The organism is Halomonas sp. AOP27-A1-41 (genome assembly GCF_052378605.1).
GTDB classification, from domain to species: domain Bacteria; phylum Pseudomonadota; class Gammaproteobacteria; order Pseudomonadales; family Halomonadaceae; genus Vreelandella; species Vreelandella citrativorans.
Genome location: NZ_JBQSXT010000001.1, coordinates 1 through 11,821, shown reverse-complemented (window position 1 = coordinate 11,821; position 11,821 = coordinate 1). Strand labels below are relative to the sequence as shown.

The following is an 11,821-nucleotide window of genomic DNA, read 5'->3' as shown; positions in this document are numbered from 1 at the left end:
CAATTTATTCCTGCTGAGAAATTGGCTCACACGCGATGTCATCAGGCCCCACAAGCTCGACCACTTCAAGGTCGAAGCCCGAGAGCGCTGAAAACTTCCACGGTGAGCTTAGTAGCCGCATCTTACCTACCCCTAGATGGCGTAGAATCTGCGAGCCAGTACCAATCGTTAAATAGTTGCCTGTGCCATCAGATTCACTGGTGCGCGGGGTGCGCACACGATCCAAAAACACATCCAACTGGTCTTTCAAATCCTGATGTGGGCGGCCATCATCAATAAGCACCAGTACACCGGCGGAAGAACCCGCGACCTCTTCCAGGGCGCGATGGGCGTTCCAGCGCCCCTGATCATCTTTCGCCAAACCAAGCACGTCACGCAGCGTATCGGCTAAATGAACGCGTACGGTCGTAGTCTGCTCGGGCGTGGGCTGCCCTTTCACCAGCGCCAAATGATGTGCGCCCTGAATACGATCACGGAAAACATGCAGCGCCAGCTCGCCCAGGGACGTCATGACCGTTGATGTTTCAACATGGTCAACGGTTTGCTCATGAACAATACGGTAATGAATCAAGTCGGCAATGGTACCGATTTTGATACCATGCTGTAGGGCAAACGCCTCAAGCTCTGGGCGGCGCGCCATACTGCCATCATCGTTCATCACTTCACAAATTACGCCGCTGGGGTCACAGCCCGCCAGCGCAGCCAGATCACAGGCCGCCTCGGTATGGCCTGCACGACGCAACACACCGCCGGGCTCAGCCATTAACGGAAAAATGTGCCCCGGCTGAACAAGGTCGGTCGGTTTGGCATAAGGCGCACAGGCCGCTTGAACCGTCCGCGCCCGGTCTGCCGCAGAAATACCCGTGGTCACGCCTTGGGTTGCTTCAATAGAGAGCGTGAATTTGGTACCAAACCCTGAGCCATTGTCGCGCACCATCAACGGCAAGTTAAGCTGCTCGCACCGTTCGCGCGTCATCGGCATACAAATCAGGCCACGGGCAAACCGCGCCATAAAGTTGATATGCTCGGCCTGCACTTTTTCGGCCGCCATGATGATATCGCCTTCATTTTCGCGACCCTCATCATCCATAAGGATGACCATCTTGCCTTGGCGGATATCGTCTACCAGTTCAGCAATAGAGGCTAAGCCCCCCGAGGAAGAATTCACCATGGAAGCTCCTAAATATGAGTTCGCAGCGTATGCGATGCCGCGCAACACTGGGGCTGCGCACTACGTAACCATCGTACCGCCAACATTGATAACAATAAGCGGGCAACCATCAAAAGCCGATAACAGCACTGAATTACAACACAACTAATTGCAATACGGATAATTGCGACACGATCAATTGCGACAGAGTACCTTGCTATCGCCGCCTGCGCTAGTCGGGCTCTGGCGAGGCAATAATACGCCAATCTCGCCCTATCGCTCGTATATCATGAATGCTTAAACGCCGCTGATCCGCCATTTGTGAAAGCCCAGGTAGCGCAAAGAGCGGTTTTGCCTCACCCCCCAATAACGTGGGTGCCACAAAAAGTTGCAACTCATCCACCAACCTGGCATCCAGCAGCGCACCGGCGAGCGTAGCACCTGTCTCCACCAGCAGCTCGTTGACCTGTTCGTTTTCAGCCAGCCAGCCAAGCAATTCGCCCAGCGGAAGACGCCCATCGCTCCCCGCCTCAAACACATGCACTTCTGCGCCAGCCGCCGTTAACTTGGCGCGTTTTTCTGGCGAGTGTGCGGGCGTGGTCATTATTAAGGTACGGCCAGGCTCACGTAAACAGGCCGCCGCTAAAGGCAGGCGCAAACGCGTATCCACAATAACGCGCAGTGGCTGACGTAACGCCACGATGTCAGCGTTCGCTACTTGCAGTTGATCAGCCCGCAGCGTCAACCGTGAATCATCCATAATGATCGAGTCAACGCCACTCAAAATAGCGCTCGAACGCGCGCGCAGGCACTGAACATGGCTGCGCGCTTCAGGACCCGTTATCCACTGCGATTCACCCGACCCCATCGCTGTACGCCCATCCAAACTCATGGCCATTTTTAGACGCACAAAGGGTCGTTTACGCTGCATACGAGCGATAAAACCAGGATTTAACGCCCGTGCATCTTGTTCTAACAAGCCGATTTGCACGTCGATACCGGCCGCCTTTAGTAGCTCAATTCCTTGCCCACTGACCTGCGGATTAGGGTCGACCATGGCGACCACAACACGTGCCACCTGGGCATTTTTAAGCGCCAACGCACATGGCCCTGTCCGCCCTGTATGAAAACAGGGCTCTAACGTGACGTAAGCCGTTGCCCCTTTGGCCTTGTCACCCGCGGCATTGAGCGCATGAACTTCCGCATGCGGCTCGCCCGCCCGCACATGAAACCCCTCCCCCACAATATGCCCGGGTTGGCCAGGCGGCTGCTGTACAATGACGCAGCCTACGCGCGGATTAGGGTCAGTGGTATAAAGCCCTTGCCTGGCTAATTGCAAGGCACGCGCCATATAGCGGTGGTCAGCGTCGCTAAACGCGGCAACGGTACTCATTACGTATCTTCCTTATCACGCTCCGATGGCAAAGAGGGCTCTTGGGAGAGACGATCAATTTCAGCGCGAAACTCGTCTATGTCCTGGAACTTACGATAGACCGAGGCAAACCGGATATACGCTACCTGATCCAGGTTGCTTAATGCCTGCATCACGGACTCACCAATATCACGCGCATTGATTTCACGATCGCCTCGGGCGCGCAGGGTTTGGCGAATACGCTCAACTGCCGCCTCAATGGCTTCTGCACTGACCGGGCGCTTCTCTAAGGCGCGTAACATTCCGGCGCGTAGTTTTACTTCATTAAAGCTTTCGCGCGAGCCATCCGACTTTACAACTCTTGGCATCAAAAACTCTGCCGTTTCATAGGTAGTAAAGCGCTCCTGGCAACTGGCACACTGTCGGCGCCGACGCACCTGATCACCCTCCGCTACCAAACGCGAATCAGTCACTCGAGTATCATTAGCACCACAAAAAGGGCAATGCATAGCGGTCAACCTGTTGTCAGTCCGTGCTGTAAGCCGCACGAGTAAGCATGTTATAACCTGTTATCACTCACTGTTTTTCAAGACTGTTCTCAAACGCGTTTTCATCCATCAATCGACCCAAACGTTATGTCTGCAGCGTTTAAGCGCGGACCATGATGCAATAACAGCAGTGTCTAGCCCGTCATTGTAACGATTTGACACACACGCTGCATTGGTTCAATACATGGGATTAATGAATCCAGAAAACACAATGCATTGTATGCGCTACCGGCATCAACATGGCCACTTTTTCGTAGCGCGGCGTCTCTGTTTCAAGTGCTATGCCCCAATTCCAACAAACACCCCTCAGAGGTGTTTGTGTATGCTTCGGTGACAGGCTCTGATAGGTTAGCGTCACTTATTATGCTCCTTACGCAAGGATGTTGTGATGCCGCTTACCCTCCGTACGCTTAACGTCTCTTTTAAAAAACGCAATGCTTTTAAAACCTCCACAGCCCTCAGCGGCTTGCTACTGTTCGCAGGCTTCAACATCAGCCACGCTAACGCGCTGCCTGCACCGGTGCAGGCATTGGCCGACCAGGGCTGGGAAATTCACGGCCAGTTTGACGCGCCAGGTGGGCTAAGCGGTTTTGGTGCGAGCGCCCAAGGCCAAGAAATAGCCATTTATTTAACACCCGATGGTGAGCACGCGATTGTCGGCACGCTAACGGATCACCAGGGCGAGAACCTGACGGAAGCCCAACTGGACCAGCATGTCCGCGCAGTATTGGAAGCCGAAACATGGCAACTACTCGAAGATAGTCACTGGATACAGGATGGCAGCACCGAAGCCCCCAGGGTGGTATACACCTTCACGGATGCCAACTGCCCCTACTGTCAGGCATTTTGGAAGAAAACCCGCCCGTGGGTAGAAGCAGGCGAGGTACAGTTACGCCATATCATGGTGGGCATTTTAGCGCCTGATAGCCCTGCCAAAGCCGCCACGCTGCTGGCGGCTGATGACCCAAGTGCCGCCCTCAAGCGTCATGAAGAGGGGGAAGCAATAACAGCCAGCGCACAGCCCCGTGATATTGAAGAGCAGGTGTACACGAATAACCAGCTGTTTGACGCATTAGGACTTTACGCAACGCCCACCAGCGCTTTTCAGCGTGAAGTAGCCAGCGGCGTTATGCGCATTGACCGCATTCAAGGAATGCCGGAGGAAGCACAGCTACTCGAACTGATGGGTAGCCCAGCGCCAGAAACACAATAACTTAAGGGGTCGCATGAAAGTGCCTGAACGGTGAATTGGGGAGACACAGCCGCCCTAGACCTCAGCTAATCCCATAACAAAACGCCGAATAAAGCCTGCGCCTGCCTGAAGATCATGCCAGCCAGTATAAAACTATACATTGGCCTGATGGTCCAGCTGTACGGCATCATGCATTCGGGCCAGCGACAGATCACCAAGGCCACAGGTGTTCACAACAGCACAATTAGTCACGAGATAAAGCGTAACGGGCTGCCCAGTGGCTCTCACCCCAGTTGGCCCAATCGACCAGTAATCAGCACCTACGCACCGCTTGGAAAGTGACGAAGCGACTGTTAGGTCTGGTTCACTGGCCAACCTGGATAAATGGAGTCCTCAGCAAATCAGTAGTTTCATGACCAATGCCAACGAGTTAGCCCTTTCTCAACTAACTCTTTTTCAGAATGTGAATAACAGGTACCTTAACGCCTATCCATAGTGATCACTCGTTATTGGTCACCGAGCAAACGTCTTGCTTCTTTCACAGACAACGTCTGTTTTAATCGTTATTATCAGGCCCTGCAGTATGAAGATATGGAAAGATAAATCAGGTTATTTCAAGAAGAAATCACTACAGTGGGCCAACCAAACACGCCACGAGGATATCGAGCGTGTTTTAGTGATACGCCAATGTGCTTTTGGCGACTATATGGCGGCCCGCCCCTTTCTGGTTGAATTAAAAAGGACCTTTCCCAACGCGCACGTGACGCTGGCAACCACTAGTAAATATCGCTATGCCGTGCCTGAAGACCTGGTCGATGACATTTTCATCCATGACACATCAACCGGCATTCAAGAACAGTACACATCGCTTACAACGCTTGGTCAGTTCGATATTGTGTTTGACCTTGCGGATACCTCTCGCTCAAGGGCACTCACACTATTGAGCAGTGCGCATTTAAAAATGGGGTTTCCATATCGCCCCTGGTACAACCGCTGGCTGTATGACGTTACTCTTCCCCGCTCAAACTACCATTACGAAGCCGAGGTCTTACTCGACTTCTTAAGCGTATTCGGCAACCAGCCCTCATACCCGCTCGATTTTGCGCTGCCCGCTCACTCCCCAAGCGAGAGCGCTCGCGCTATCTACTACTTCCCCTTCGCGTCTGGAACCAATAAATCTGTTCCACAGGACGTATGGAAGGCGCTTATGTTACGCGCGGCCTCACAGTTTCCTGATTATCAGCATATTTTGCTGGAAGGGGCCAACGAGAGTGAAAAAGGGGATTTCCTGCTCACCGAGGCCGCGCAGCACGCCAACATTACGATCCAGCACAAACTCCCCCTGGAGGAGCTGACGCACACCATGGCCCAAGCAGATTTACTTGTTTGTGGCGATACGGGCGTAAGAAACCTGGCACTGGCCACGCACACGCCCACCTTAGGCATTTTTTATTCGACGCTGCCTTACCGCTATTGGCCCAGGTACGAGCCACAGCATACGTGTTTATTTAACCAGGATGGGTGCATCCCTGACGTTGATCAAATTCTCGAAGCGATGGCGTCGCTTATCCCCCACCCTGAGTAATCAGGCATCATTTCACTTTTACGCGTCGCTAAAACCAAAAGGCCTACACGATTTAACGTGCAGGCCTTTTTTCAAGCATGGCGTGAATTGGTGAGTCTTACGGACTAACCTGGTACTTCACGCAACCCCTTTATCACAACGTTACTTATAAACCGGGAAGCGGCCACATACTTCTGCCACTTTCTCTGCCACTTGGGCTTCAACGGCGCTAGTGTCTTCGCCTTTGGCCAGCACATCCAGGATGTCACTGATCCAGCCAGCAAGCTGACGGCACTCTTCTTCACCGAAACCACGTGTCGTCACCGCTGGCGTACCGATACGCAGGCCTGAGGTAACAAACGGGCTTTGCGGGTCGCTAGGAACGGCATTTTTGTTAACGGTGATATGGGCACGGCCTAGTGCCGCATCGGCATCTTTACCGGTCACGCCCTGCTTGATTAATGAGAGCAGGAACAGGTGGTCTTCGGTACCGCCGGAAACGATATCAAAGCCGCGCTCCATAAACACACCGGCCATTACCTTGGCATTTTTAACGACCTGCTGCTGGTAGGCTTTAAACTCAGGCGACATGGCTTCTTTGAAGCAGACCGCTTTGGCCGCAATCGCGTGCATTAACGGACCGCCCTGACCGCCGGGGAATACGGCAGACTGCAGCTTTTTCTCAATGTCAGCATCGTTTTCAGCCGACAGAATCACGCCACTACGCGGACCACGCAGCGTTTTGTGTGTCGTTGAAGTGACCACATGAGCATGAGGCAAGGGGCTTGGGTAAACGCCCGCGGCGACCAGCCCCGCCACGTGGGCCATGTCGACTAGCAGGTAAGCGCCTACTTCGTCAGCGATTTCGCGGAATTTGGCCCAATCGACAATTTGTGAGTAGGCAGAGAAACCGGCAATGATCATTTTCGGCTTGTGCTCGCGGGCAAGCTCAGCGACTTGATCATAATCGATCAGGCCTTGCTCGTTTAAGCCGTACTGCACCGCATTGTACTGCTTGCCAGAGAAGCTAGGCTTGGCACCGTGGGTCAAGTGACCGCCTGCGTCCAGGCTCATGCCTAAAATGGTGTCGCCCGGCTTAACCAGCGCTAAAAATACCGCGCTGTTGGCCTGGGAGCCGGAGTGCGGCTGAACGTTAACGTAGGTGGCGCCAAACAGCTCTTTTGCGTAGTCAATCGCGAGGTTTTCAGCGATATCGACAAACTCGCAGCCGCCATAGTAGCGCTTGCCCGGATAACCTTCAGCGTATTTGTTGGTCAGCTGGCTGCCTTGCGCTTCCATTACGCGGGGGCTTGCGTAGTTTTCGGAAGCAATTAACTCAATGTGCGCTTCTTGGCGGGCCACTTCTTTCTGCATGGCGTCAAACAGCGCATCATCAAATCCGGCAATTGTCATATCGCGGCTGAACATTGGCGGGAAACCTCGTAGATAAGGATCGTTCATGAAAGAAATCAGACCGCTATCATAACGCAGCCGAACGCGACTTTCATCGCATCCGCGTCAGGTACTGCATGAATGCCGTTCATGGCGACTGGATGGCTTTTCTGGCTTAAGTGAATGAAAAATGCCCGCGCGGTGGTCTTGAACCGCGCAGGCATTATCAAACAGGTGGTTATGATAATAATATAACGATAACCATGCCCCACAGTGTTAAAAACGTATTACTGACAGCGTAGGGCACCGTATACCCAAGCATGGGCACGTTGCTTTTGGCTTGTTCAGATACCATAGCGACAGATGCCGTGCTCGTTCTTGCCCCACCGCAGCAACCAAGATTAATCGCAGGGTCGAAACGAAAAATATATTTACCAATCAATGGGCCGAGTACCATCGGGACAGCGGTTGCAAATAGCCCCCAGAAGAATATCTCGAAGCCGACTTGTTGAAGCCCAGCAATAAACGTGGGGCCCGCCGTAATGCCCACCACAGCAATAAATATATTCAAACCTACCGAATTCATAAACCAAAGCGTTGCGCTTGGCACTGTACCGAGCTTCGGTATGAAACTACGTAACCACCCAATAAGAATACCCGCAATCAACGCGCCGCCCGAAACAGAAAGCGTGATTGGAATCCCATCGACAGGAACCGATATCGCACCAATTAAACCACCCAAAACGATACCGGCGCCCACTAACACCATATCCGTAACACTGGTAGGACGGTCAGCAAAGCCGTATTCGCCAATTATGTCGTCAATATGTTTCTTCGTACCGTTAATAGTTACGATATCACCACGATGTATTTTAGTTTGCGCGTACAAAGGGATATCTACGCCCATTGAGCCTCGCCGAACACGTGTAACGTAAACACCTCGAGCCATAGGCTGCTGAGCAAGCTCAATGAGTTTTTTTCCATTTGCTTTTTTATTGGTAATAAAAACATCGACCGATTCAACAGGTATATTCAAAAGCTCTGGATCAGCGACTTCCTTAGCCCGATTGCTCCACTCTACTAACGCTTCATGATTACCTGAGACAGCAACAATATCGCCTACTTGTAAAACAGTATCGCCATCAAAGGGAATAATCTTTTCTCCACGGCGCAGGTTTTCCAGGAACAGGCGCCCATCAACACTGGCTTCTGCTTCTGATACCGTTTTACCAGCAATCAAGCCGGGCGTGGCAAGCTCATAAGCTCGAATGATGTATTTATGCCATGCGGAATGCATACCATCTTCGGAAGCGCCGACGGACATCTCTTTTTCGTAGCGCTTACACTCTTCCTGTAGGTTGATGCGTAAAAGCTTTGGCCCCAGAAAAGCGATGATCCACCCGGTGCCCACTGTTCCAAATAAATACGTAACGGCATACGCGACGGGGATAAGATCTAATTGCTGCTGAATTTCCTCCGGTGAAAGATCAAGCTGGCTTATCGCATTAGTCGCAAGGCCTATTGAGGCGGAGATAGTTTGTGTTCCTGCAAGCAAGCCTGCCGCCAAGCCCGGGCCATACCCTGAAATAGAAGCGGCGATATATACAGAAGCCAAGCACAGCATCGATATTACAATGGCAAAAAGTGCCTGGGGGAGCCCATCACTTGCAATACCGCGTACAAATTGAGGGCCAACACCAAACCCGACAGCAAAGAGAAACATAATAAAAAAGATAGATTTAATTTGTGGGGATATATCAATCCCTAGCTGCCCGATAAGCACCCCCGCCAGCAGTGTTCCCGTGACAGCGCCCAAGCTAAAATTACCAAGCTTAATCCCACCTACCCAGTAACCGATTGCCAAGGCTAAAAATATTGCTAGCTCCGGACTTCCTCTTAGAATAGCTACTACCCATTCCCAAGTCGCCATATCAAACAAGCTCCGCACGTTCGCCCCTTTCATCTATTCTGAAAGGGGCGTAGTCAAAGAAATACGTAGAAGAAATGTTAAGGGGTATCAGAAGAAGAAAGCTTTAAAAGCTGAAGACCTCTGCTGGCTTCATAGCCGTGCACCTCTTTAACATCCAGCTTGCGCATGAAAGATATTGTTTCTTTGCTGATAACTTGTCCTGGAACCAATATAGGGAAACCAGGCGGATAAGGGATTACCAGCTTCGCTGACACCATGGGCGGGCCATCTTGTAAACGACGGTCACATTCGTCGCTGAATAAACCGACATATTCGCAATTCTCGGGGCTCCAGCTTTTGAAAAATGCATCACGAATATCTCCCTCAACCGCTACACCTGCAACGTCGTTTCGGTATGTTTCGTGAAAGTAGCTAAAATTAGGCAGATCGGGCACATCACTCATCAAACTATAGACGCGTTCGTTAAAGCTTTTGTTGCCCTCTTCTCCTGAATGACTTAGTTTTTTCCCAAGTTCCGTTACAATTTCAAGTAAAACGTGTACCAGTTGAGCTACATCGCTTCTCGTATTATTGATATTGGTTTGCAAAAGCACTGAGTTACGTGATGTTTTGTTAACCTGAATTTCATATTTATCGGCCAGCAAACCCTTGAACTGTGTTCCATCGAACCCAGCTGTGCCGCAAATTAGAGTGATACGTGTAGGGTCCAAAAAGAATTCATCGTCGCGAATGGCGAGTACGGCATCGCTCCAGTTGATGCCTTGGGCCAAAAAGTCCTCAAAACCGCTCGAGCGAAATTCGCTCGGAATCATTTCATCGGCACCTAGTACGCGGAAGTATTTCGATATTAAGGGATGTTTATTAATTTGGTTGCGAATATCTAACGCCATTTGAATCGAATTACTGACTAACCCGTACCCCTCCAACTCCATTTGCCTGCGCGCAACGTCCATTGATGCAATTAGCTGCTGATTGGGGCTTGTTGTCGAATGCGTAAACACAGCTTCATGCAGCTGGGGTTCAATACCGTAGAAATCCACGTCTTTGACAAGAATCATGGACCCTTGCCGGATCGCTGACATCGACTTATGCGTAGAGTTCGTTTGATAAACACGCAGCTTCACTTTACGAGGATCTGGTATTAAGCGCGTATTGAGCAACGCCTCATCATTAGGTTGCTCTCCTAGTTCCTCCTGCTGTTGCTCGTAGGCGGTGATCGAAGCAGGATCGTCCAGCCATGCTTCAATATTGCTGGCTGCTCCCATCGCCGTGCGCGGGCGCAAGAAAGGCGACCAGTGAGCAAAACCAAACCAGGCTTCATCCCATAGGAACACAAGATCGGGCTTAATGGCGAGACACTCTTCCATCACTCGTCGAGTATTATAAACGTGACCGTCAAATGTGCAGTTAGTCAAATCGACGACACGAACACGGTCCAACTTTCCTTCCGCTTTTAATGCCAACAGCGCTTGTTTGATGGTTCGTAACGGAACAGCGCCATACATCGAATACTCTTTCATGGGAAAAGCTTCGACATAATAGGGCAGTAATCCGCCTAGCACAGCGCCATAGTGATGTGACTTATGGCAATTGCGGTCAACAATAATGATGTCGCCTGGTTGGGCAACGGCCATGAGTACTATTTTGTTTGAGGTGCTGGTGCCATTCGTGATGAAGTAACAGTGATCCGCCCCAAACGCTCTTGCTGCCTTTTCTTGTGCGCGCTTAATATTACCGGTTGGCTCTAGCAAACTATCTAAACCGCCTATTGTTGCCGACGATTCAGCTAAAAACAGGTTGCGCCCATAAAACTGCCCCATGTCGCGAATCCAATCGGAGTGAAACACCGATTTACCTCGTGCAATGGGTAACGCATGGAAAGTGCTAACAGGACGTTGGGCATAACGTTTTAAATTGTCGAAAAAGGGCGTTTCATAGCGAACGCGCACGCCTTCAAGAATGGCTAGATGTAACTCAATAGGCTCTTCGACCGCATAAAGAACGCGACGTATACAGATTGAACGAGGGTCGCTTGCAATATTTTGGGGACGTTGATCCGACATCAGATAGATATCAAGCTCAGGCCGGTGTGTTGACAACGTTGTTGCTAACTGTAGCGCCAAATGATCGTCATCCTCATGTATATTGAGGTCTGACATCATTCTTTCTAGCTGCGGTACAGGCTGGTGGCTCGCAAAATCAAACCCGTCAAAAATAGCGACTGCACAGATATTACTATTTACCGCGATAGCACAAAATGCGTCTTGAAAATTATTGACAACGAGTGGCTCGTAAATAAACTCATCTTCTTTTTGGCGCTGGCTGCGCATCAGCCTGATATTACGATTGATGAGATCGCCGTTGTCAGGCGCTACCACTAAAACTTCAAAATAGGGGCGTTCCGCTGTCGTTGTGGGCGATGTATTCCGGTCAATATCTTTTTCAGTGTGAGGTAAAACCTCCCATTCGTGGGGGTCTTCTTTGTAATATCGAGCTAAAATTGAAAAAGAGATCCGCCCGACTAACGCGTTAAATGCTTCCTTTTGGTCGGTCTCTATATAAGCCGCCAGCGCTTCTATTAATTGCGCGCCTGGGTAGGCATGGAGCATTTCGATAGCGCGCAATTGATCAAACACACCTTTCACTTGATCGACACTCGCTTTTCCTGATGAC

8 protein-coding genes are annotated in these 11,821 nt (G+C 51.1%); 2 read left to right on the top strand and 6 right to left on the bottom strand.

The genetic code is table 11. The annotated features are described in order from the left end of the window. Nucleotides 1-4: 4 nt before the first annotated feature. The 3 genes from ribBA to nrdR form a co-directional block, all read right to left on the bottom strand. Complete coding sequence (gene ribBA, locus ACT3TC_RS00040) at nucleotides 5-1,171, bottom strand: bifunctional 3,4-dihydroxy-2-butanone-4-phosphate synthase/GTP cyclohydrolase II (protein WP_444638625.1); 1,167 nt, start codon at nucleotides 1,169-1,171, stop codon at nucleotides 5-7. A gap of 211 nt (nucleotides 1,172-1,382) precedes the next feature. Then, on the bottom strand, nucleotides 1,383-2,543 hold the full coding sequence (gene ribD / locus ACT3TC_RS00035) for a bifunctional diaminohydroxyphosphoribosylaminopyrimidine deaminase/5-amino-6-(5-phosphoribosylamino)uracil reductase RibD (protein WP_444638624.1): 1,161 nt from the start codon (nucleotides 2,541-2,543) through the stop codon (nucleotides 1,383-1,385). Continuing rightward, the gene (gene nrdR / locus ACT3TC_RS00030) at nucleotides 2,543-3,031 is read right to left on the bottom strand and encodes a transcriptional regulator NrdR (protein ID WP_172116157.1); all 489 of its coding nucleotides are present in this window, start codon (nucleotides 3,029-3,031) and stop codon (nucleotides 2,543-2,545) included. Before nrdR ends, ribD begins: the two co-directional genes overlap by 1 nt. A 427-nt stretch (nucleotides 3,032-3,458) precedes the next feature. On the opposite strand from nrdR, the gene dsbG reads away from it, so the two are divergent. Both dsbG and ACT3TC_RS00020 read left to right on the top strand, forming a co-directional pair. Beyond that, entirely contained in the window at nucleotides 3,459-4,283 is an 825-nt protein-coding gene (dsbG, locus tag ACT3TC_RS00025; RefSeq protein ID WP_444638623.1) for a thiol:disulfide interchange protein DsbG, read from the top strand. 562 nt (nucleotides 4,284-4,845) lie between these two features. After that, nucleotides 4,846-5,847: a glycosyltransferase family 9 protein gene (locus ACT3TC_RS00020; protein WP_444638622.1), complete on the top strand. Its 1,002-nt coding sequence runs from the start codon at nucleotides 4,846-4,848 to the stop codon at nucleotides 5,845-5,847. A gap of 141 nt (nucleotides 5,848-5,988) precedes the next feature. Here the strand turns inward: ACT3TC_RS00020 and glyA are convergent, their stop codons facing one another. The 3 genes from glyA to ACT3TC_RS00005 all read right to left on the bottom strand — a co-directional run. Next, nucleotides 5,989-7,254, bottom strand: a complete 1,266-nt coding sequence (gene glyA / locus ACT3TC_RS00015; protein WP_444638945.1) for a serine hydroxymethyltransferase — start codon at nucleotides 7,252-7,254, stop codon at nucleotides 5,989-5,991. Between the two features lie 202 nt (nucleotides 7,255-7,456). After that, nucleotides 7,457-9,148, bottom strand: a complete 1,692-nt coding sequence (gene aspT, locus ACT3TC_RS00010) for an aspartate-alanine antiporter (protein WP_444638621.1) — start codon at nucleotides 9,146-9,148, stop codon at nucleotides 7,457-7,459. Between the two features lie 77 nt (nucleotides 9,149-9,225). After that, a partial coding sequence (locus tag ACT3TC_RS00005; RefSeq protein ID WP_444638619.1) for an ornithine decarboxylase occupies nucleotides 9,226-11,821 on the bottom strand: 2,596 nt, incomplete at its 5' end.

Excerpts from the sequence above, each read along its gene's own strand:
- ACT3TC_RS00020 (WP_444638622.1), top strand. The coding sequence starts at position 4,846 with ATGAAGATATGGAAAGATAAATCAGGTTATTTCAAGAAGAAATCACTA.
- nrdR (WP_172116157.1), bottom strand. The coding sequence starts at position 3,031 with ATGCATTGCCCTTTTTGTGGTGCTAATGATACTCGAGTGACTGATTCG.
- dsbG (WP_444638623.1), top strand. The coding sequence starts at position 3,459 with ATGCCGCTTACCCTCCGTACGCTTAACGTCTCTTTTAAAAAACGCAAT.
- aspT (WP_444638621.1), bottom strand. The coding sequence starts at position 9,148 with ATGGCGACTTGGGAATGGGTAGTAGCTATTCTAAGAGGAAGTCCGGAG.
- ribBA (WP_444638625.1), bottom strand. The coding sequence starts at position 1,171 with ATGGTGAATTCTTCCTCGGGGGGCTTAGCCTCTATTGCTGAACTGGTA.
- glyA (WP_444638945.1), bottom strand. The coding sequence starts at position 7,254 with ATGTTCAGCCGCGATATGACAATTGCCGGATTTGATGATGCGCTGTTT.
- ribD (WP_444638624.1), bottom strand. The coding sequence starts at position 2,543 with ATGAGTACCGTTGCCGCGTTTAGCGACGCTGACCACCGCTATATGGCG.